This window comes from Novipirellula herctigrandis (assembly GCA_007859835.1).
Classification (GTDB): domain Bacteria; phylum Planctomycetota; class Planctomycetia; order Pirellulales; family Pirellulaceae; genus Novipirellula_A; species Novipirellula_A herctigrandis.
On the sequence record SJPJ01000001.1, the window covers coordinates 2855302 to 2878887 of the forward strand.

At 52.9% G+C, this 23586-nt stretch carries 17 protein-coding genes; 3 read left to right on the forward strand and 14 right to left on the reverse strand.

The features are described 5' to 3' along the window. The first annotated feature begins 4 nt into the window (after positions 1 to 4). On the forward strand, positions 5 to 511 hold the full coding sequence (locus CA13_RS10500) for a GNAT family N-acetyltransferase (RefSeq protein WP_146396145.1): 507 nt from the start codon (positions 5 to 7) through the stop codon (positions 509 to 511). 25 nt (positions 512 to 536) lie between these two features. On the opposite strand, the gene CA13_RS10505 is transcribed toward CA13_RS10500, so the two are convergent. The 14 genes from CA13_RS10505 to ribA all read right to left on the reverse strand — a co-directional run bounded on the left by CA13_RS10505 (position 537) and on the right by ribA (position 21703). Continuing rightward, complete coding sequence (locus CA13_RS10505) at positions 537 to 3062, reverse strand: glycoside hydrolase family 95 protein (RefSeq protein ID WP_419194165.1); 2526 nt, start codon at positions 3060 to 3062, stop codon at positions 537 to 539. A gap of 94 nt (positions 3063 to 3156) precedes the next feature. After that, positions 3157 to 4512 (reverse strand): SAM-dependent methyltransferase, encoded by a 1356-nt coding sequence (locus CA13_RS10510; protein ID WP_146396150.1) that lies wholly within the window; start codon positions 4510 to 4512, stop codon positions 3157 to 3159. A 102-nt stretch (positions 4513 to 4614) separates the two neighbouring features. Continuing rightward, positions 4615 to 5394, reverse strand: coding sequence for a sirohydrochlorin chelatase (locus CA13_RS10515; RefSeq protein ID WP_146396153.1), 780 nt, complete (start codon positions 5392 to 5394; stop codon positions 4615 to 4617). Positions 5395 to 5417: 23 nt separating this feature from the next. Further along, entirely contained in the window at positions 5418 to 5804 is a 387-nt protein-coding gene (locus tag CA13_RS10520) for a heavy-metal-associated domain-containing protein (RefSeq protein ID WP_146396156.1), read from the reverse strand. 57 nt (positions 5805 to 5861) lie between these two features. Beyond that, complete coding sequence (locus CA13_RS10525; RefSeq protein ID WP_146396158.1) at positions 5862 to 6593, reverse strand: zinc ribbon domain-containing protein; 732 nt, start codon at positions 6591 to 6593, stop codon at positions 5862 to 5864. A gap of 106 nt (positions 6594 to 6699) precedes the next feature. Further along, positions 6700 to 7635, reverse strand: coding sequence for a CBS domain-containing protein (locus CA13_RS10530; RefSeq protein WP_146396161.1), 936 nt, complete (start codon positions 7633 to 7635; stop codon positions 6700 to 6702). 215 nt (positions 7636 to 7850) lie between these two features. Continuing rightward, positions 7851 to 9962, reverse strand: a complete 2112-nt coding sequence (locus CA13_RS10535; RefSeq protein WP_146396164.1) for a TolC family protein — start codon at positions 9960 to 9962, stop codon at positions 7851 to 7853. 234 nt (positions 9963 to 10196) lie between these two features. Then, on the reverse strand, positions 10197 to 11084 hold the full coding sequence (locus tag CA13_RS10540) for a DUF1571 domain-containing protein (RefSeq protein WP_419194166.1): 888 nt from the start codon (positions 11082 to 11084) through the stop codon (positions 10197 to 10199). Positions 11085 to 11274: 190 nt separating this feature from the next. Continuing rightward, positions 11275 to 12993 (reverse strand): hypothetical protein, encoded by a 1719-nt coding sequence (locus CA13_RS10545; RefSeq protein ID WP_419194167.1) that lies wholly within the window; start codon positions 12991 to 12993, stop codon positions 11275 to 11277. A 115-nt stretch (positions 12994 to 13108) separates the two neighbouring features. Further along, entirely contained in the window at positions 13109 to 14056 is a 948-nt protein-coding gene (locus CA13_RS10550; protein ID WP_146396168.1) for a DNA integrity scanning protein DisA nucleotide-binding domain protein, read from the reverse strand. A 137-nt stretch (positions 14057 to 14193) separates the two neighbouring features. Beyond that, positions 14194 to 16371, reverse strand: a complete 2178-nt coding sequence (locus tag CA13_RS34995) for a hypothetical protein (protein ID WP_419194168.1) — start codon at positions 16369 to 16371, stop codon at positions 14194 to 14196. Between the two features lie 230 nt (positions 16372 to 16601). Next, a complete protein-coding gene (gene purL / locus CA13_RS10565) occupies positions 16602 to 19544 on the reverse strand; it encodes a phosphoribosylformylglycinamidine synthase subunit PurL (protein ID WP_146396175.1) in 2943 nt (980 codons plus the stop codon). A gap of 11 nt (positions 19545 to 19555) precedes the next feature. Next, complete coding sequence (locus tag CA13_RS10570; protein ID WP_146396178.1) at positions 19556 to 20416, reverse strand: prephenate dehydrogenase; 861 nt, start codon at positions 20414 to 20416, stop codon at positions 19556 to 19558. 75 nt (positions 20417 to 20491) lie between these two features. Then, positions 20492 to 21703, reverse strand: a complete 1212-nt coding sequence (ribA, locus tag CA13_RS10575; protein ID WP_146396181.1) for a GTP cyclohydrolase II — start codon at positions 21701 to 21703, stop codon at positions 20492 to 20494. A 302-nt stretch (positions 21704 to 22005) separates the two neighbouring features. Between ribA and CA13_RS10580 the strand changes: the two genes are divergently transcribed. Together CA13_RS10580 and CA13_RS10585 are read left to right on the forward strand one after the other, a co-directional pair. Further along, a complete protein-coding gene (locus CA13_RS10580; RefSeq protein WP_146396184.1) occupies positions 22006 to 22944 on the forward strand; it encodes an alpha/beta hydrolase in 939 nt (312 codons plus the stop codon). A 44-nt stretch (positions 22945 to 22988) separates the two neighbouring features. Continuing rightward, positions 22989 to 23525, forward strand: a complete 537-nt coding sequence (locus tag CA13_RS10585) for a rhodanese-like domain-containing protein (protein ID WP_419194169.1) — start codon at positions 22989 to 22991, stop codon at positions 23523 to 23525. The last annotated feature ends 61 nt before the right edge of the window (positions 23526 to 23586 follow it).

Below are 23586 nucleotides of genomic sequence, written 5' to 3' on the forward strand. Positions count from 1 at the left end.
TTGAATGAATGCTTCTTTCAACATTGTCCGATTGAACTATGACAATCCATTCCATACCAAGGGCATCGTTGGTTTGCTTGCCGAGTATGCGGGGGACCCTGCGATTGGCAGTCCGGGGTTGGCCGAAGAGGCGAAGGGTCGGTTGATCGATGAGATGGCAAAGCGGCCCGGAGTTGTTGCGCTTCTGGCTGTTGACGGTTCAAGTCATAGCCAAGGCCAAGTGGTGGGAGCAGCAATTTGCGTAGAATCGTTTTCAACCTTTGCCGCAAAGAGCGTACTCAATATTCACGACATCATGGTGAGCAAAGCATTCCGCGGTCGTGGGGTTGGGAAACTTCTGATCGAAGCGGTCGAACAATTGGCAATCGAAACCGATTGTGCAAAAATCACGCTAGAGGTTTACGAGAACAACCGCGTAGCGAGGGGCTTGTACGAAGCCAGCGGCTTCGGTTCCCTCGAAGCAAAAGCCGGATTGGGACAGACATATTTTTTGACAAAGCCGATTCGGTAGAATTTTAGTCGACTGGCGGTTTGTACTAAGGAACCGTTAGGACGACCGTCTCACCAGCGCTGAGCGTTAGCTCATATTCACTCGGTTTGGCCAGCCCAACTCCGCTCCAACGTGCTGCCGAATCAATTTCGGGAGTCGCCGGAAACACTGGCAATTGAAATTGGCTTGTACCGCGTCCCGTGGCGGAATGGAGCATTGCGATGGGTTGCCATGATCGGATTCGCAGCTTTCCATCATGATCCGATTTGATATTGGCTTTCGTCCATTTTCCGTCCGCCCATTCGAGATCGATGTGGCAACCGCCTTGTGCACGTAAACCACGGACCTTTCCATCCGGCCACTGCGTGGGCAACGCCGGCAGTAGATGAATCGCCCCATCGTGCGATTGCACCAATAAATTAGCGATGCCTGAGGTAGCTCCAAAGTTACCATCAATCTGAAAGGGAGGATGAGCATCGAGCAGATTGGGGTAAACTCCACCGTGACCTCCTTTGTTGGGGTCTACGTAGTTCAACAGATTATCAAGTATCAGCATCGCATGGTCGCCGTCGAGCAATCGTGCCCAGCAATTGATTTTCCATCCCATGGACCATCCGGTTGCTGCGTCACCACGTCGCTCGAGTGATCGACGTGCGGCTTCGAACAACTCGGGTGTCCTCCAGGGACTAATCTGATTTCCGGGGAACAGGGCATACAGATGACTGAGGTGACGATGCTTTGGGTCGTCTTCGACAAGGTCTTTGTTCCATTCAAGGATTCGCCCCTCATCGTTGACACGAAGCCCCTGCAATTGCTCGATCGACTTACGAAGGGCTTCTTGGAATTCTGAGTCTCGATCAAGCTGTTCCGCGGCACGCAGTGTATTGACGAGCAATTCATTCACCAGGGCCAAATCCATTGCGGGACCAGGCGTAACGGTAAAGGATTGTCCGTCGACTCGAAACGATGCCTCGGGCGAAGTACCAAAGGGGGTTTCAAGTTTGCCAGCATCGTTCTCCGCGATAAACGATAGATAGAACCGACTGGCATCTCGCATGAGTGGATAGGCCTGCTCAGCGAGATAAATTTGATCACGAGTGAAGAGCCAATGTTGAAACAGATGTTGGCACAACCATGCCGCCGACATATTCCAATTTGCCCAACGCGGATCGCCTTTGCCGAAATCGCCAACAGCATCGGATTGGGCCCAAATATCAGCATTGTGGTGTGCCACCCATCCGCTAGCATGATAGGTCCGCTGAGCCGTCTTTCTTCCATTGGCGGCGATGGCTGACGTGAGTTCACCCATCGGCAGATAGCATTCAGCCAGGTTGGTGCTGTGAACAGGCCAATAGTTCATTTCCGCGTTGATGTTAATCGTCCAGTTGCTACTCCAAGGTGGCCGAACGCTGCGAGACCAGATGCCTTGAAGATTGGCAGGCTGCGTTCCTGGTCGTGACGAGCAAATCAACAGGTAACGTCCGTAATGAAAAAGCAGCGCAACCAAAGATGCATCATGGTTCTCGCGATACGTTCGAATGCGCTGGTCCGTCGGCAAAGAGAATTCACTGCTGGTACCGAGTGCCAATTCGCAACGATCGTATAGATCCCGATGCGCCGACTCGTGTGCCGCAGCTAGATCGCTGTAGCTTTTTGCAATCGCCGCTTTGGATTGCCGATTGGGCAACAACGCAGGGTCCTTAACCGCTGGGTCTGGCCAAGACGGAGAGTCGATGAAACTGGTGTCTGCCGCAATGACCAAAGTCACTTCGGTTGCGTTTTCAATCTTCAAACTCGTGTCGCTAAGCTGTGAAGTGCCGCCGATTACTTTTGCCCTAAGCCACACTTCGGCTTCCATACCTTTGCCACCCCAGTCATCGTACTGAACTGCTTGGTCTCCCTGGAATTCCCCCCGATAACTTGGTTCAACGTGACGAGGAGCTTTACAGCGCATGACCAATGCATCTGCTTCGGCGCGAAGTCTGTATTTGACCAAGCTATCCAGTTCCGCCGTTAGCGTGATTGCGTTTTCGCGGTCGGCGGTCAGACGCAAAACCATCACACCATCCGCAGCCGAAGAGAAAACTTCGCGACGAAATTTTGTGCCGTCGCTTAAGTACTCTGTCCACGCCAATGCCTGCTGCAAATCCAACCCTCGCTTGTAGTCAGCGACTCCCTGATGCTTGAATCGGATTTTCAAATTGCCAAGTGGCTGATACGACTCGTTGAAGGCGCCTTGAAGCTTCTTAATCTCTTCGATGGCCTCGGCATAATCGCCTTGACGTGCTGCTTGACCAATCGCTTTGAGCGTTTCCGGCTCAACGTCTCGCCCACGATCAGTAGGACCACCTGACCAAAACGTATCGTGATTGAGGCTAATCTGTTCATCCTCAATTCTACCGAAGACCATACCTCCGAATTCGCCGTTGCCAATTGGAAGCGCTTCCTCCCAGGCATCCGCCGGCTTCTCGTACCACAGCGTGTGCGTAGGAGAAGCATTTTTTGCCGCGTGCAAATTCACAGACAGAGTAAAAAACAGAATCCATAAAGGATAGCAGCGAGAGAAAGTCACGTTGTTTTTCTTTGCATCGAGGTGGGATTCGAACAATGAGGGAAGACTCATTGTACCCAACCGGTGATGCAATGCGAGTGACGATCGTCGCTGACTACGCCGCTCGACTTGCCTCGGTGCGGCATGTATCAGTACGGTACAGATGCTCTCGAGTAGGCGGCATTCCCGACAATCCCTTTGAGGCTTTCTTGGTTGCGACAACTTGGAAGATTTTGATCGACCCAGCGGTAAAGCCACCCGAAGCGCCGGCTAAGTAAGCAACCCATAATCGATATCGCTCCGCGCCCACTAACTTGATCGCTTCGTCCTTATTGGCAGATAAGTTCTTGCACCAGAACCGAGTCGTTAATGCGTAGTGTTCGCGCCATGATTCGACATCGTGTACTTCGAAACCACTTTGTTCCATAAAATCGGTTGTCATCCCAACCGGTGTAAGTTCAGACCCAGGAAAGATGTATTTAAGCAAGAATTTTCGCTCGGGTCGAATCTTTGCCGCATGCCGTTTCGATTTTTTTGAACTGCGAGCGATGGCGTGGTTGAGCACCATGCCGCGGTCACGAAGCAACGAGTTAATTTTGTCAAAGTAACGAGGGTAATTGGCAATTCCAATATGCTCCGACATTCCGATGCTCGAAATTTTGTCGTAGCTGCCTTGGTGGTCGGCGTAGTCACAAATCTCGACACTGACTTGGTCACTCAAACCGAGCCTTTCGATCTTGGCTTTGTTGTACTCATATTGCTGTTGTGACAAGGTGACGCCGTGTGCTGTGACGCCAAAGTTCTTTGCCGCATGACAAATCAATCCGCCCCATCCACAACCAATATCGAGCATCTTTTCGCCGGGCTGGAGCCGGAGCTTGCGACAAATCATATCAAGTTTGTCGTGCTGGGCCTGATCGAGCGAATTGTTCCAATCACGGAAATAGGCACAGGTATATTGCATCTCGCTGCCGAGAAACAGCTTATAAAAATCGTTTCCTACATCGTAGTGAAATTGGATGTAGTCGGAGTTTTTGCGTTTTGATTCGTTGCGTCCGATCATGTCGTCGCGGAAACCTTGATCCAAGTCACCCACTTCGGTTTTTGCAAACAGAAACGGAAGAGTTCGCTTGACCAACATTGTCTTACTGATCTGCTTAAGACGATTGCGGTTCGATCGCTTCGTTTTCAGCGCCTCGGAAAAGTCGATCAAATCGCCTCCCTCAAAGTCGATGTGGCCGGTCGCATAGAGGCGAACGAGCGTTTCGAGCCCGGGTCGACGCAGCAACGACCCGATCACGCCGGGACCGGAAAGCGCGATCGTAAATTGCCCATCGGCGCTATTGCCCAACGGCACCACTTCGCCGTCCCAAAGTCGAACCGAGACGTTCAAATCGAGTGGTCCAGCGACCGTTTGAAGGATTTCTTTGATCGAATTTAGCTGCGATTGAGCTGAAAAGGGATGTCCCATCCGTGGAATCTCCGGTCATGACTTTGGGGGGTACAGAACGCCAACGCGTGCGGAGCGTAGCAGATTATGAAAAAAATACTTAGAGCAATTTGCTGCTAGCAATTAGCTGCCCAAAATTTGCGGGCGAGGCCTTTCCATGATTCGGCCGGCAATTGCCTTGGCGACGCCAACGTCGGGGCCCAAGTAGGATGATAAATAGACGTCCTTTTCCGGAAATGCCGAGCGAATCTCGCCTACCTGTTTTCCGATTGCCTGATACAAGCGGCCATCAAACAGCAAATGGGGGTGAACCAAGATGGCATCGTTTTGGTCCAACCGGGCGATCGCCTCAAGAACGCTCGGTAATCGCGGATCGGCCATCGCGTAGAACGCTGTGGTACGGTTTTGCATCCCTAACCGTGAAGCAACGATCTCACTGAGCACTCGCATGTCAGCAGTGGCGCACGGATCGTAACTACCTCGCCCGACCATCACAAGCGAAACACGATCACGCGGCGTATCCATTCGGTTGAGCGACTCACTCAACCGCGAAACAACCAACTCGACAATTTCGGGATGTCGAGAGATCGGTAGGGTTTGCGAACAGGAAACGTTTGGCGTACCGACCCTGCATTTCTCGACCGCGTCAGGAATATCCCGCTTTGCATGCCCCGCTGCAAACAGTAGCAGTGGAGCAACACGCACCATGGTGACACCTTGCTCGACAAGTCGATTCCATGCATCGGGAATCGTTGGCGATTGAAACTCGAGCAAGCAGGGTTCCACAGCGACCGTAGGCAACTGGTTTCGCAGTTGCTCGGTCAATTCAAAGAACTGAGCGGTTCCTTTGGTGTCACGCGTTCCATGCCCGACAAGTAGGACGCCTCGGTATTGGTCTTTCAAGTTTCGGGCGTCCTATAGTTTCGCTATTTAGCAACGTTTGATTTTGCAAAGCCTTCCTTTTCGAGCTTTGCGATTGCTTGGTCGACATCGAAGCCTGACTTGTAGTGCACGATTACTTGGCGATTGTCAATGATCCCTTCTTTCTCCTGTTTCGCCAACTCAACTTCTTCGACTGCTTCGGAAGCTTCTAGCGTTTCCTTGACACGTGGGTAGCAGGAAACCGGGCAATGCATTTCGGGAACATCAAGTGTTAACTCACCGTCGCTATCCATCACATTTGCACTGGCAAGGACAGCCTCGTTGTCGGTCGTTACATTCGACTCGACGGTCTTTTTCGTCGGTGATTGAGCAATAGCAACGATGATGATGATCGCGGCAAGAGCGGCGACTACATAGGCGACGGCACGCATTGGCTTGTCTTTCGTTAATGGAGGTTGGATAGTTTTGGCGGGCGACGAATGTTTGTCTCAGACCCGTCGATCTTCTGGTAAGTATAGAAATGCGTTGCAGTTGGGACAACGGACTAGTTGCGACAAATGCAGAGTACTCATCACTTGTGTAGTGAGCGTTTGGTAACAACCACCACAGGAATCGCCATCGGTCGGGGCAAGAGCTTCTTCGCCTTTGGCGGCCGTGATCCGTTTGTATTCCGCCTTGATAGAGGCGGGAACCTCGTTTTCGGAAGATTCCAATTCAGCTTCGACGCGAGCGAGCTCACTACGGAGGGTCACCTGTTTCGCTTCGACCTCCTTAACACGCTGGCTATGCTCAACCTGTTGGTCTTGAAGCTCCTCTTGGAATGCAGCCAATTTACTCTCAAGAACGTCGATTCGTTCGAGACCTTCGAGAATTTCGTCACTCAAGACACTACTGGCCTTGTCATCGGCAGCAATTTGCTCGTTCAGTAGCGAGAATTCTCGATTACTCGCCGCCATGTTCAATTTGGCTTTTAAGTCTTCGATGTGCAGCTCCCGACCTTGAAGCTGCAATTGTTTTTCATCCGAGGCTAGTTTAGCTTTTTTGACCTCGGATTGGGCTGCCAAAACATCGCTCTCCGCTTTGACAACCATCGCCTCGCCCGCTTTGATTTGCCGCGGGCAGCGGTCAATTTGGCTCCGAAGGTCAGTCAATTGGCGATGAATTCGGTGTAGTCGGCGCAAAAGCTCCGTGCTGATTTCAATCTTGGAACGAGTGGACATATCGTCAATGCTTTAAAGAACCAAACGGCGTGTTGGAACCAGAATGATTCGCTGCCGTTATTCTTCTAGCATATCGTCCTACGGGTCACTTCGCGACCCATCGTCACTAGCCAAGCGACGGAGGGGCCGATGCTGCGACACCGCTGAGGTAGAGCGTTTCGGCTCCCCGCCGTTGGGGTTTCGGACGTAGTACCTGTGCGGCCGCTTCAAGCAAATCGCGGCGACTGACTTGGCCCACCAAACGCCCTTGTTCGACAACTGGCAATCGACGATAGGGCGAACTGAGGAACATTTGCGCAATGCTAAGCATGTCTGTTGAAGGGACGGTTGTCAGCGCATCGCGATCCATAAACGGCCCGACCAATTTTTGTTCCGCTGCCTCTTTCAATGAACCGGATGCATCGTCGCGTTTTGCCGCAGTGGCAACATCAATTGCAATTCGGTGCTCGGCCCGCAACACGTCCCGCCGGCTAACCTGTCCCACCAATTTTCCGCCTTTCAGTGCAGGCAAACGACGGTAGGGTGTTTCTTGGAATCGGTGTGCAACATCAAGCAGCGTGTCTTCTTCGTGAATAATCCGTTCGGAGTCGGTGTTCATATACGACTTGACGTGCGTCCCCGGAAGATTGTCATGAAGGGCTGCGATCAAGACTCGCATGGCAGTCTTTTCTGAAAAGATCCCGAGAAACCGTCCTTTGTCGTCTACAACCGGTGCACCTGAAATATGTCGTTTGAGAATGTCGTCGATCGCTTCAAAGACATCCACATCCGGTGTCAGAGTAATTAGTTTGTGCGTCATAAACTCACGCACTCGGGACAAATGCAAACCGGCTTCGTTAGCCGCTTCGACCGATGCGGTCAATGCGTTCATGCAACACTTTTCACTGAACACACCTAGGTAGTTCCCGTCTGTGTCGACTACCGGCGCACCCGAAATATTGTCCTTGAGCAAACTTGAAACGCCTTCAAGAACATCCGTCTCAGGTGCAAGCGTTGTCAATTTCTTACGCATGAAATCCGCAGCAGTCTTCACATCAAACATAGACAACCTTTATCGTAGAAGAGGAGAACAAGACGTTTCGGTTTCACGCAAGTCACTCGACTTACAGTGACGGAAACGACTCACTTTCTACCCTACGAGTTGCGTTTGGCTACGTCAAACACTTTCGCGGTTTCTGCTTGTGAAACATTGCGCAATGTATTGTGAGATATTGCGCAATGTGTTGCTAAGCCGAATAGGTTGAGACCGACAATCGCTCAGTTGACTTCGTCGATCATGGTAGCTTCGAGAAACTCACCAACGTCCGACGGCGAAGCAGGTTGATACGGCATGCCTTGAACTGGCACCATGGAAGCTTGTGGCGCTGCAGGATCAAACGGGCCACTGGTTAGTGGCCTTGGCATACACGTTTCGCCAGAGACAATACGCGGCGTTAGATGACGCCCGACTTCATACGCATCGCGATACGCACCGGCGGCCCACTGGCCTTCGGCGAGTTGGACTTGATTGTAGGCCAGCAACGATCCTTTTTGTTTGTGGAAATCGCGGATCGCAACATTGTAGTTGGTCAGGGCACGGTAGAATTCCGATTCGCTTGTCACGACCTGTCGCTGAGCTTGCAACAGAAAGTTGATGTTGTCGGTTCCGTCTTTGTAGCGTCGACGCAACACGTCAACTTGCCGCAAATCGGCTTGGTAACGATCGTAGTTGGTTTCGAGCAATTGATGTGTCAGTGCAATTTGGCGAGCCGCATCGGACAGGTCGTGGCTAATACGAAGTTCCGTTTCCGCTAACACTGCGCGTTCACGTTGCAGGTTCAATTTGGCATGGGCGAACGCAACACTTGCTTGTCGCAACCCAACGGGCATGTTGAATTCGATCCCGGCTTGCCATTCCTGATAGTTACCACCAGTGATGCTGCCGTAAAGGTTGTCGCGGTCGCCGTCCTTATCGCTAATCAACTCATCGCCGAGACCACGCCATCGGTACAAACCAAGAAAGTCAAGCTGAGGCCGCCGATTCAAACGAGCAGCGGTTAGTTCCATTTCACGTTTTTGGACATTAAAACGTTCGCGGCGTACTTCCACGCGGCGAGTCAACGCTTGGCCAAGTGCACTTTCCCAGTCAAAGACAACGCGAACGTCGGTTGGTTCGGTCATTGGACGAATCAATCGTCCGTCGGTAGCCGGCAGTCCGATCAAGTAACGGAGTTTTTGTTCCAATGCGTATAGACCCGTTGTACCACCAAGAGACTGTTCGACCTGAGCACGAAATTGGTAATACTGTGATTGGGCTTGGGCCTCTTCGTCGCTGCGACCTGCCCCTGCTTCCAAACGAACTTGTTGGTACTGGAAAGTTTGCAGCGCGGCATCGCGTCCCTTGACGTTTGCTTCGAGGATCCGATAGGAAACAACAAGGTCCCAATAGGCTTGCTCAACATCCGCAACGAGGTCAACCACCGCGGCTTCGAAGTCGGCCAATGCAACGTCTTCGTTTACACGTGCGATCAAGACACCGTTGTATTGCCCAATCGGTGAATTCGGTCCGGCAATTCGGTTAAACGTGGTGCCAGAACCTTGCAACAACGGTTGGCGCCATTCGGCCTCGAGATAACCGGTATAGACACTGGGAAATCCGACGAACTGATTTGTTCGCAGGTAATTCACATTGTGACGCAAAGCAAAGCTCGCACCATTAGCGGTTTGTTTACTCAACTGATTGGTAGAAGTTGCGGCCGTTTGCTGCAGCGTTTGTAGCAATAAAGCCGCCGGGAAACCAGGAGGTGCCGGTGGCGAGTTTTGAGGAGCGTCGTTCTTGTTCCAAAACAATGCAGATGTCCATTGTGCATCAAAGGCAGACAACGCGGCTTCGGGACCACTAAGTGGATTGGCATGCGCAAGCGCGGGGTCATAGACCGTTTTCGCCCCTTGCGGATTCGCAACAATGGTTCCGCCAATCGACCGCAGAACCGGACTTTGCTGCACGGCCAATTGAATCGCCTCTTCGAGCGACAGCTCCAATGCCGGAATCTTCGATGGATCTTCCAACGACATCGGCTCGATCGCTTGTTCGGCTGCTTGAGTTGTGGATGTCGAACAGGTTCGCACTTCGGGATACTCGATCCTCATCGCGTAGTCGTCGTGATATGACGCGACGGTATCGTGCGGCCCGGGCTTAATTCGGTCAAAAACACCACAACCTGCAGTGGCGGTTGCCAACGCCATTATCAAAAGGGCTCGGCGAGCGGACCGTGTGCGACGAGCAAACCGTGTGGGCCGCGTGAGCTTCTTGGCTCGGTGGCTATTGCCGGAAGCTACGGTTTGCAAGGACGATAAGGCTTGGCAGGTTTTTCGAAGTGTTCGTCGCATGACTGTTCTTGCCGGAGTCGACTTGCCGCATTCTCGTCGCCCATACAATATGGGCGATCGCGCGAAAGATTAGCGGCAGTACATCCGGTATCGACCGTCTTCCCAGCACATCTGGAATGATCCGCGTTCGAAATACACATGCGAATTTGGAGCAACCGACACAGCCCGCAAAGTCGTAGTTGACTTTGACGGTTAGGGTGCCATTCGTCGAAAAAGCGGCTCGCGAAGGTTCCGCTAAGGAAACTGATAGGCTGAATTTTGAGGGTCAAAATCCGTCTCGGCAAGACCGACGTTGGTTTGAATGTCGTGATACGCGTAGGACTCTTGAAGCGGTGGTTTCTCACCCTCATCCGCGGGCCATCCAAAGCTCCGGTAACTTAGAACTAGCTGACGATTGGGGTCCATGACGATTTCGGCAAGCGAAAAATCGTCCTCTTCGTCTGACGGTTTGCTCCGCTTTACCTGAATCAATTCAGCGGAAACATCATCAAAGGGGACCTCCTTGGTAATGGTCACTTGGATATCGGGGTTGTCCAAATCCTTACCACCTCGCTCGATCAACTTTTCGACCAAGCGTACTAACCCGATTTCATAGATCGGATAGCGTTGGCCCCGCATCGCCAACATCCCGGTCGGGTCCAGCCGCAGCGTGATCATTCCAAGCAACCCTGCTTCGTGCACGACCAATTGGCCATCGTGCAGATCCTTTGCCCAAATCACTTCACGCCCGCGAACCGATTCAGGAGACTCAAACCCAAGATAAACACGCATCGGAGCGTTATCGCTGCCATCACGAAGTCGAGTTTGCACCTTCACGTTCATTTCGGTCGTCTCACCAAGCAATCCACTGGTGTCGACTTCTTGCTTGACAAAACGAGCCGTGTAGTCTTTCAAGTTGCCCGCCATTGCAACGCGAGCAGCCCTGGCGATTTCGAGCACCTCGGCAATGGAAGAGGCACGCGTATCGGTTTCGACGGACTCCAGTCGGAGATTGTCCGACAAACGTTCAACAGTCGAAATACTCTCGGATGTCGCATTGCCGGGACTACGCATCGCAACCATTGACAACGCAATTAGAGAAAATGTCACGGCCACTAGAAAAAGTGTCAGGCGTTTTTTCAAAGTATCTTATCCGAAAAGGCTGATGGATCACTGATGTCGCCTTTAACCAAGTGAAAGGCAACCGCCAATGATCCGTTTGATTTCAACGACGCAACCGTACTACAAAATCAGCCGCGTGTGCAATCGTGCCTGGTGGTAAAAACCGTTCGCTACTGCACAGCGGCTGATTGGTGGATCCAATTCATCTCAACTAGAATTGGCCGTTCTGCTGCATCTTCGCTTGCTGAGCCTGGCGTGCTGCGGCACCAATTGCTTCCAACAAACCTTGGGTCAGCGTAACGCGTGAATCTTGGCCATTGGGAATGCTATTGGAAACCATCCGCACTTCCCCTTGATCCACCGCTCCGGCGAGCGAGTCGATCATGGCGGCGATCGTATCATTCGCTTCGATCGATTGGGCATACTTCAAAATGGGAAGCAATCGAATCTTCAACTGCCCAACCGGCCGAGTCCCACCCGCATCGGAAGCACCCGAATCGATCAGATTTTTCATCAATTCATCGGAATTCTTGCCGACCGCTACGTAAACCGATTTCGGGCCAGTCCCAATATGAACACGCAGGGTATCGCCAAAGACACTTCGTGCTTCGTCTTCTCCTTCTGGGACTTCCGCTTCGATCCGGTGCATCGTAACGCCGTTATAGGTATCTTGATCAAACAGGAACGCAGGCGCCTTGGGCTCACTTCTTAGTTTTGCAGCCAAATCCTTGACGATCTGTGCTGCTTCGTTTCCATCAGCAACAAAGCTTCCGAAAACAAACTGAAAATCATTTTCATTGGTCAGCACGAGAGCACCAACATCGGCTTTACCTTCCTTCACTGAATCAGTCGCCAGATCAATCAACCGCCCCACCAACGCTTGAACTTCGAGTCGCTCATTGTCATCAAGGTCATCGGATTGGTTGATGGCGTTGTCAATCGCTGCAGTCGCGGTTTTCATGCTTTGCACCGTCTGGTCAATCGCTTCAGGACTGATCGACATGGCGGCGTGATAGTAACCCGCGGCATCTTCGCGGATGACCGAGGCAAACTGCGATGGGATCGCTTTTTGACCACCGTAAATCGCGGCCAGGTCACTTCCTTCGACAGCCGTGAATTGGCCATCAAAAACGATTTCCTTGGCAGACTGATCAATGTTGAAACCAATTTTCAATTCATCGGTATCTTGAATCAATTGTTCGAGTTGTTTGATCGAGCTTTCTGCCATCGCCTTGGTACCTTCGGCATCCGCTTGATCTTGCTTGGAGATCGCTTGTTCGAAACCTTGGCGAATTTGGGCAATCAACATATTCCGTGTCTCGGTCGGAACTTGTTGCATCCGCAATCGAATGGAGACATCATAGGCGTTCCCCATGCCTTGAAGTATCGCCGAGGGGTCCGCAGGAGCGAGGCCGAGCAGTTCGCGATTACGAGCCAACGCGGCCCAGTCACCGACTTGGCGGATATAGACGGTGTTTGGGCCGAGGGCCACGACCAACGTTCCATCGTCTAGTTCATCGGCGGGGCCAGTTTGTGCTTCAAGCCGCTTGAGCACCAATTTAACGTCGCTGGTTGGCAACATCGCGATCGGTTCGGGCGATCCATTAACCAGCGGCACGACAACCGCAATGGGCCGATCCATATCGACACCTTGTGTGAACGTGCCTGCCATCATTTGGAACATGCCACCAAATTGAGGCTGACCTACCACACCGGTGATATAGTTGACGTCTTGCATCAACTTATTCACCGAGGCGACCGAAACAACAACGACCGGGTCGGTTGAGTCAGCGACCGCGGAGCCCCCACCGCTGCTAGGTTGCAGGCTTTCTTGCGCCGAGACGTTTTTCAAGGGTGAAAGGGAAATCGCGAAAGCAGCAGTAAGACCAACGGCCATTGTCGTGAAGACACGGTTACGCGTTAGTAACATTTTCGAACCATCCTTAGGGATACGGGAAATTAAGTTGTTCTCTAGTTGGTTTACCCTTCACTAGAGTCAATAGTTTCACCGTAATCTAAAAATTGGGCAACCAGCCGCTCCACGACTATGTTTCGGGCGGGTTATTGGTCGGAGGCTCGAAATTAAACTCTTGCCACTTGACATTTTTGTCCATCGGCTCGATTCGCATCACAAGCAGCCCATTTTGGTATAGCCGCACGGTGCCGGTTGATTGACTAACGACCACCGAAATCGCCTTGGTTTTTTGGCTGATTGCCGCTGCCGCCCAATGTCTTGCACCGAGCCCCTTGCTCATAGTCAAAGCATCGTGCGAAACTTCCAGCATTTGACGGCTTTTTTCGATGACTCCATCGCTGTTGATAATGAATGCACCGTCCAATTGGGCGACTTCCTTGGCGTCCTCTTGTACTTTTTTGTCTAGCAAATTTCGCTGCTTGCGGTTGTATCCGCGAAACGGATCAACCCCACTATCATTTGAATGATCGAGCACTCTCCGAGTGTCGCCGACGACGAATAACGTCCCCACCGGCTTCCCTTCGCGACCTTCACGGCCAATTTGCGTCGCCAAATCGATCACTGCCTTGATTGTCTTGAGCGGGACACGGCTTTCGATCGACTGCAGATCGCGAACGGTCAACTGACGCATCCGTTCATCAATCTGCAAATGGCTGATCGAATCAAGACGGCCTTGTTGAAAACCACTGTACAAGGCGATCACTTCCCCGTTGGTGCGAATGAATTCATCGGCTGCCGCTTCGAGAAGCGCGTGTTGCAGACGTTCAAGCAGGGGAGCTTTTTCCTTGTTAAGAGCCAACGGCTTGAGTCCCGCTTCGGATGCTCCTTCAAGGTCCTCGGGAGAATCGACCGCAACGATGATCGGTTTGTCGACCGACTCGGTCATCTCGGCAATTCTTTTCCAATCAGTCGACCCGTCCAACAACATCAACATCGCGTCCGCGCCGCGATCTTGTAATAAAGAAACCGCCGCGCGAATCATCGCTGAGTTGTGCTTGGTAAGTCGTTGGGTCGCCATAGTGGGCGATCCTTCAAGGAAAAGAGGGAATCCGAGATGTATAGAATGCGTGGATTCCAAGTATTAACCAAGCCGCCGAAGCCGACAAGCTGATCGCCGGCTAAATACCGCTTTTTTACAAGCTCTTTACGCTGTCACTAACGACGTGAGCTTCGCTGCTGCTGAGCCATCGCCTGTTGCCGCCATGCCGGGCCCGACTTGTAAGCACGCTCGTAGAACATCGCCAAGGTTCGCAGCGCGTGACCTTTGGGACCGATTTCCCACTCGTGATCACGCTCGTTCCACATCGACGCCAACAAAAATCGGACGGCCCGGACTAACCGAGGATCCTGCAGTTGAGAATCCGGTAGGTTGGTCAACAACCATTCGGTAATGTGGCCCGTGGTTTGAATCTTTCGGTCCAAGTCACCGTTATCATCGCGTCCTTCGAACCATTTCGTGCTCATCGAACCGTCACGGTTTTGCAGGGTAAAAGCGTAGTTCACAAAATCATGCGTGAAGGTTTCCGCCCGCTGCCATTGACCAGTGATCGGTTTTCCTTCGGTTCGTCGTTTTCGAAGTGCGTGGTCGTAAGCCATCAAACGGTGCGTCCCGCCGCAGGTCCCGCCAACAATTGGCTGAGACAATTCTTCGCGAATCAACCGCTCAAAATCCCAGCGTCTTCCGTCCGCGCCGATCCAAACTTCGTCGGTGTCAAGATAATGCGAAAGGGCGATCAAGTTGAAAGTCAATTCATCGCCACTTTGGCAATCCGCCATCTCAAGTTTAACCACATCACGGACGGAGAGCTTTTCGCGGCCAACATACAACGGATAGTCAATCGGAACGCCTGTCAAAGCACAGACGGTCAAAAACTGCGACTGGTGACCCTGTAGCCCGATGCCGCTTTTGACTTCAATCCCACCACGAGGCCCGGAGCCCAGTAGTCGTTGGCCTCGACACGAATTGTTTCCTGCAATCCAAGCGATCGCACTGTATTCGCGATTATGGGCGAGGATCTTTGTATCAACACCCCAAACCATCATGGCATGCATCATGCCCCAATTGCTGCGCCCGTTGGCAACTTCGGTTTGTTGATAGTAATACTGCAGACAACGCTGGAGCGGCGTTTGCATTTGCTGGACGGTGCGCGACAACCGAATCGGCTCGGTCGGGCGACCTGAATAGTCACGAATGATCTCGGGTGCCACTCGGATCGGCGGGCTTACCGAAGACTCCACTGCATCGGCTATCACTTCGGAGTCTTCGAATTGGTCGCCAACGCGGACCTGATCACCAACCGAACGACTTGGACGCTTTTCAATCGGCTCGTTTTCTAAAACTTGGTTTTCATCAAGTGGCTTCAGCACACGAGACGATGTTTTTTGGCCTCCCATCGATCGTGGCGTCCCATCGCGGTCGATGCGAAGTTCGCGAACCGCTACCTCGCCAACCGACTCTTCCACGGGCTCAGCAGCTTGGGGCTCAGCAGTTTGAGGCTCAGCAGTTTGGGGCTCAGCAGTTTGGGGCTCAGCAGTTTGGGGCTCAGCAGTTTGAGGCTCAGCAGTTTGAGGCTCAGCTTCTTGCGAGCGATTCGGAGCGTTTAAACTCTCAAGCGTCGGAAGGTTCTCGCTCGAATCAACCACGTCAAGCGATTTCGTTGACGCACTTTTGCGAGCCGGTGCCAACGACAATGCTGCTTTCTCTGTTGGTTTGGTCGTCTCACTTGGCAACGGTTTGACGACGACTTCAGCAAATTCTTCAGCGGATCGCAGTACCTGTTTCGCTGCGGGTACCTGTTTCGCTGCGGGTGCCTGTTTCGCTGCGGGTGCCTGTTTCGTTGCGGGTGCCTGTGCCTGCTGAGTTGCTGGCGGCCGACCGACCGGCGCTTGATCAATAGGCATTTGCTTTACGGGACGAGGATCCGTCAACGGCTGGCGATTGGACATCGCATCGCGAGCGACCCAACCATCGTTAATCACCATTGCTGTGGTTGGCGTTGCCCGCGATTCATATCGCCGCTGTGGAACACGCGGTTGCATCGATGGCGGATCGGGGGTTTGCGTTGACGGAGCTTTCTTTCCAAGCTCCTGGCGAGTCTTCTGCGATGCGTCGATCGCCAACGGGCGACGCGCAATGCGGACATCCTTTAACTCAATGTCGGTTGCGGGAGCCAAAACGAGTTCGGCCACACCCTCCACAGCACTAACCTCAGCCTCGTCGCCAAAAACTTGCGACGAAGACCCATTAGGTAAAAGCCCTGACGACGGAAATGTAATTGCTAGCAAAAGAGCAAGGAAAGATCGCTTGCGGGAGCGATTTAAATTCTTGGTCACGAGTTACTCCGAGATGCGAAAGGGCACAAGAAGAGCTATCGGAAATCGGCGCGAACAAGTTGACTAAGAAACAGCATTCCCGCGCGGTACCGCGGGGATCGTGACCGCCCCCCCGGGAACCTTGCGAAACTAGAAAAAATAGACAGGACTACGACGAATAGCTAAAGGTCATAGTGGACACGAGAGTCACCCCCAACAATCCGCCGCGTGACACAAATAGAATCTGCGGATCACCAATTGAGCGGTTCAAGCCACGCCTGTTTCGCTGCCGCAAGATCCAGCTCCAACACAGTTTGGTCTGCTGAGGTGACCGCTAATTGACCGGAATCATCAATGACACCTAGACGAATCGCACTGACCCCCGCCTTTGCAAACAGCTTATCGAAGGCATCCGCGTTTTCGCTTGTGACTTCACACAAGAATCGGGTATTCGATTCGCTAAAGAGCGTTTCCGTGGCCGCCAATCCCGTCGCTGCCATTGGCGAAATATCCAACGCCATACCAAGCCCGCCCGCCATTGCCATCTCCGTCGCGGCGGCGGCCAAGCCTCCTTCGCACAAATCATGACACGAACGGACCAAGCGGTTCTGAATTGCTTGGTGCATCGCTTCAAACGTCGTCTTAGCCAATGGTTGGTCCACCGTTGGCACTTGCCCGCCCGACATGCCAAGATTCAATAGCAAGTGCGAGCCTCCTAGTTCCGATTTCGTTTGACCAACCAAGAAGACGACGTTATCAGCCTCTTTGGCGTCCATGGTTACGGCCAGTGACACATCCTCGATTTGCCCCATTGCACTAATCAACAAACTTGGTGGGATCGCAATCGTTTGGCGTTTTCCATCGGCATCGTTAAAGCTGAACTCGTTGTTCAAACTGTCTTTGCCACTGACGAATGGCGTACCGAGTGTGACTGCCATGTCTTGGCAGGCGATCGCGGCGCGGACCAACGAACCGAGCGTTTCAGACCGATCGGTGTATCCCCAGCAAAAATTATCCAAGATCGCAACTTTGTCCGGAGCGGCACCAACTGCAACCGCGTTCCGCATCGCTTCGTCAATCGCGGAGGTTGCCATGTGGTAGGTATCAAAATCCCCATAGTGAGGATTCATGCCACACGACATCACCAACCCACGTCGACTTTCAATGCGCGGCCTCACCACGGCGGCATCGCTTGGCCCGTCGCACAAAGGCCCAACGAGCGGTTTCACAACACTGCCACCTTGGACTTCATGGTCGTACTGGCGAACGATCCAGTGTTTACTGGCAACATTCAGACTACCCATAATCTTTAGCAGCACATCGGCATGTCCCTTTGCATCAAGCGCCGGCAAATCGACCGAAGTGGTCGGTTGTGGATGATAAACCGCATCACGAATGATTGGCGGTCGGCCATCATGCATGAAATCCATGGACAAATCGCCGACAACTTGACCGTGATAGGTCAACGTCAATCGGCCCGTGGGTGAGAATCGCCCGAGCACGGCTGCTTCAACCCCTTCGCTCTCGCAAAGCTCTCGCAGTTCTTCCCAAGATTCCGGCGGCACCGAAACGACCATTCGTTCCTGTGCTTCGGAGATCCATATTTCGGTGTAGGTCAATCCTTCGTATTTCAGTGGAGCTTTTTCAAGCCATACCTCGGCACCGATTTTTTCCCCCATTTCACCAACGGCACTCGAAAAACCACCGGCACCGCAATCGGTCACCGCACTGTAAAGTCCGCGGTCGCGTGCTTGCATCAAGACATCGAGGACCATTTTTTCAGTGATGGCGTTACCAATTTGCACCGCTCCGCCAGACAACGATTCCGATTCGCTAGTCAATTCGGCCGAACTAAAGGTCGCTCCGTGAATACCATCGCGCCCGGTTCGCCCACCAATCGCCACGATCAGATCATCGGGCATCACTTCCTTTTCTTCCATGCCAATCGGGATCATGCCAACGTTGCCACAATAAACCAGCGGGTTGCCGAGGTAACGTGGATCAAAGTAGACCGCACCATTGACGGTAGGGATCCCCATCCGATTACCGTAATCTCGAACCCCCGACACAACGCCCTTCATCACTCGACGCGGATGCAACACACCCGGCGGCAGCGTCGTGGGATCGGTGTCTGGCGGTGCAAAACAGAACACATCCGTATTGCAAACGGGCTTCGCCCCCATCCCGGTTCCCATCGGGTCGCGAATCACACCGCCCAACCCCGTGTTTGCGCCACCGTAGGGTTCAAGTGCCGAGGGATGATTATGCGTTTCCACTTTGAAGCAAACGTGGTACTCGTCATCGAACGTAACCACGCCCGCGTTATCCTTGAACACGCTTACGCACCAATCGTCTTCGCCGAGCGACTTGCGAATCGATTGTGTCGCGGCAAAGATGGTTTCCTTCAGCATGTTTTCATATTGACGCTCATCCGCTTCGGGCGTTCCATCGGCACCCGGGCCGCGGTAGTGAATGCGTCCGGCCAAGGTCTTGTGACTGCAATGTTCCGACCATGTTTGTGCAATGGTCTCTAGCTCAATGTCCGTTGGATCGCGACCGATCGAAATGAAGTGATCGCGGATCGTTTCCATCTCGACGAGCGTCAGGTAAAGCTGGCCATCACGAGACAGCTTTTCGAGTTGCTCGCCCTGCAGTTCGCGGATCGCCACCGTCGTCAACTTAAAGTCATGAGGCTCCCCCACGTCAAGTTGGTCCATTTCCAACGGGCCGACGATTACTTGTTCGACCGAATCGTTTGACAGGGCACGACGACAAATCGAATCGAGCACCGTGTCGTCCAACTCACTGAGCCAATACTTTCGCATCGTGCGGACGGCATGCACATCAAAGCCGATATCCTTTGCGGCCGCGATCGTACTGGCAGCAACCGGGTCCATCACTCCCGGTTTGGGCAACACGTTAACCAACGTCATGTTATCGCCGGGCGGTTCGTTGAGCGAATCTTGGCCAGCAATTGCGACGACGGATCGTTCGGTGACACTGTCGGCCAATAGCGTTTGAGCCAATTGGACTGCTTGATCGTGAGCAAAATCGCCCTGGACCAAAAAGCCGCGCGCAAAATCAACCTGCAACGAATCATGCAGGCCAAGTTCGTGAATTTCTTCCTGCGTCCGCAGGCCTTCACGGTCGGTTTGTCCTTCAGCGGGATAAATATCAATTTGCCAAAGTGGCATCTTTGCGTTTCCTAATCCAAGGTGGAGGGTTTGGTTTGATCTCGTATCGTCTTCGCTTCTTCAAGCCAACGCAGAAGCCCCGCGTCGTCATGATCTTTGAGCATTCGTCGGCAATCGTCAATCGAGTCAATCAAGCAAGCCAACTGGTTCTCAATCGCCACGCGGTTTTCTTGGCAAATCGCCAACCACATCGCTGGATCACCTGCAGCGACGCGAGTGATGTCGAGCCATCCGCTACCGACCAGATCCGCCGATTCAGGGCAAACCAACTTGGCAACCGCCGACGAGGCTAAGTGTGGCACATGGCTGACCGATGCCAAGTGGAGGTCATGGTCGGCCGGTGACATGACGACCGTGCGACTACCGGTGGCTTGCCAGAACGCTTCGGCCCGACTCAGCAATTCAGGGAGCGTTTGGTCACTGGGAGTCAGCACCGTTACTTTGCCGCGAAACAGGTCCGCACAAGAATGCTCGGCCCCCGTTTTTTCGCTGCCAGCGATCGGGTGAGCGGCGACAAATTTCTTTGCAGCAAGAGCGTCCATTGCCACGGCGTCAACGATTCCACGTTTGGTGCTTCCAACATCCGTCACCAAGCAATCGGGCTTTGACGCAACCGCGGCTTGCATCACGAAGTCGGCGATCCGATCCACGGGTGTTGCAATGACCACGACATCCGCCGCTTCACTGGCAACCGCGACCGAATGGGTAAATACGTCAGCGACTCGATTTTCGACTAAGACTTCACCTTTACGCGGATCACGAACAACCGCCGTGACATGCAACTCTCCGAACGACTCACGCAACGATTTCGCCACACTGGCGCCCAGCAACCCCACGCCAACAATCGCAATTCGTCGAGGCCAATGTTGCATAGGTGATTCAGGAATCTAAAGTGGAAAGAGGAGTCATTTGGATGGTGAACGCTCTAGGTAGTGTGCCTACAGAAACTAAGCCGGTGGCAACAAATGCCCCATCTTTTCTCGTTTCGTATCCAGATAACGCTTGTTGTGATCGTTAGCCTCCGACACAAGCGCGACCTGATCGACGACTTTCAAATCGAATCCACGTAAGTTAAACGCTTCAACCTTCTTAGGATTGTTGGTCAACAATCGCATATCGCTTAATCCGAGATCTTTCAAAATTTGCAAACCGATTCCGTAGTCTCGCATGTCCGCTTTGAACCCGAGCGCATGATTCGCTTCGACCGTATCGAGCCCCTTGTCTTGCAACGCGTAGGCTCGGATCTTTTGTGCCAATCCAATGCCGCGGCCCTCTTGCGGCAAATAAACCAAAGCGCCGCGACCTTCTTTGCTGATCATTTCGAGCGCCATGTGTAATTGGTCGCCACAATCACAGCGAAGCGAAGCGATCAAGTCACCGGTGAAACAGCTGCTGTGCATCCGAACCAATGGTGCCGGTCCGGGCGCAGTTAGGTCACCGCAGAAAAGTGCAATCGGTTGTTGGCCTTCATATTCAACCGAATACACTACGATCCGAAATTCCCCATACATCGTCGGCAAGGACGTTTCGGCTGCTCGGCTGATCAACTTTTCGCTCACTCGGCGATGGGCAATCAGTTGTTCGATGCTGATAATTTTCAGGTTGTGTTTCTTGGCGATCGAAGCCAACCCGTCTCGGCTCGCTCGATCTCCACTTTCATCAAGCACTTCGCAAACGACGCCGGCTGGTTTTAGCCCTGCCATGCGCGCCAAATCGACTGCGGCTTCCGTATGACCGGCTCGACGCAGCACGCCACCTTGTTTGGCAAGAAGCGGGTAGACGTGACCGGGGCGGACAAATTCTTTGGCCGATGCCGAGTCGACGGTCATCCGCAAAATCGTTTCACTTTTCTCAGCCGCGGTGATTCCTGTTCGAGCCGTTCGGATGTCCACCGGCGTCATGAAGGCGGTTTTCAGGGGGGCATCGTTATTTGCGACAATTGGCTGTAGTTCGAGCCGTTTGCAGACTTCGGGCAAAATCGAGACGCACAATTGGCCTCGTCCGGAAAGCATGAAATTGACCACTTCGGGGGTCGCTTTTTCAGCCGCACAGACAAAATCGCCTTCATTTTCGCGGTCTTCCGCATCAACAACGATAATCACTTCGCCGCGGCGAATCGCCTCGACAGCTTCGGTTACAGAATTGAGCTCAATGGCCATTGGGGAACTTTTTCAATGCTTTAAATACAAAGCGTTTGGGGAAACTCGACCGCGCGACGGTCCAACGGACCCTATTATACGTCTGAGGGCGAAAACCTCCCACCGCCCTACCGCTCACGTTCTGATACCCTAGCCGCTCGCTCCAAACACTGAAATCGAATGGCATCCCCCCGTGCTAAGGGCAACCGCCATTTGCATGAATCGGGTCAGCGGGAATTAGCGGACCATTGCATCCTTGCAGAGCACGCTAGAATGCTCGTAGCAAACCATCCTGCAAAAACGAATTATCAAAATACAAATCGATGCTGTTCCCCCAAAAATTGGATCGCGAGCAATTTGCCTGCCTCGGTCGAGCACTCCTTTTGGCCTTCGCCGTGTGGGCGGGTGCTGTGAATCCAGCTTCCGCGTCTGCGGAATCGGTCACGCCGCTTCCTTGCTTTCCGAACCAACGCTACAACGATGTTGAGGGAAAAGCAGGACTATGCGATGTTTTGCTTCCTACGGTCGACCCATCGCCCAGCGGCTACCCAACCGTGCTCGTCATTCACGGCGGAGCTTGGATGAGCGGAAGCAAATGGACCATCGAACGTTACTCGCGGTACTTGGCACGCGAAGGCTATGCGACCGTGACGATCAACTACCGACTTGCACCAAGCCACACTTTCCCGAAACAAGTCGATGACGTACGGCAATCCTTGGTTTGGATTTCCGAACATGCCGACAAGTTTCACTTTGACCTCGAACGAATCGGGTTGTTTGGCTACTCTGCGGGAGGGCACCTATCGCTGCTGGTTTCTGCGCTCCAAGACGAACCAATCGAAACACAGCGTACGGCCAGCCAATGGCATAGCGACGATGCACGATGGAGCAAGTTGCCAAAGATCCGTGCGACATGTGCGGGTGGTCCACCTTGTAATTTCCAAACACTGCCGCTCGACAATACATCACTGGCATTCTTTCTAGGAAGCTCTCGCCGAAAAAAGCCAGCGACATATCAGGCGGCATCGCCCATTGCCCATGTGTCCGCCGGCGATCCGCCAGTGCAAATCATTCACGGGGAAAGTGACGCACTGGTGCCGATTAAAACAAGCGTTGCGTTTTTAGAGGCAATGCAAAGCACCGGAGCGACCTGCGAGTTAGCAAAACTACCAGGCCAAGGTCACATGTTGACCTTTTTGCATCCGAAAACGAGCGAATTGATGCGAGAGTTCTTTGCAGTTAAACTACGTCCCGAAAAATGATCCTCAGCAGCTAATCTTGTTCAAAACCGAGTTTGGAATTAACTATGAAGTATAAACTACTACACCTCTTCATCGCTTCTTGCATGGCTCTCCTTCTTATGCCGCGACACGCTTGGACTCAATTCGGCAGTTTTTTTGGCTTGGGCTCCAAAGTAGAAACGATGGAAATCGGCGAGCTGGTAAGTCTACTGAAGAAGCAAAACGAACGGGAACAAACGGCACAGCAAAGCGGAATCGATTCCCCGCAGGCCGATTTTGTTCTCGTCGACGTTCGCTCCGATGCGGAAGTCGCGGTATCAGTCATCCCCGGCGCGATCACCAAATCGCAGTATGAAAGCGAACCGTCAAAGTACCAAGGAAAACTTGTCGTTCCTTACTGCACCGTCGGTGGACGCAGTGGAAAGTACGCAGCACAACTGAAGAAGGACGGTGTGAATGTGAAGAACTTTGACGGAAGTATTCTGGAATGGGTCCAAGCCGGACAACCGCTCGTCACCCTCAATGGCGAACCAACCAAACGTGTTCACATCTATAGCGACCGCTATAAAATCCCAGCAAAGTATGAAGCGGTAACGGAGTGACCGATGGCCGCCCTCTGCTGGACAATCGTGCTCGAGGGACAATCATGCTCGAGGGACAATC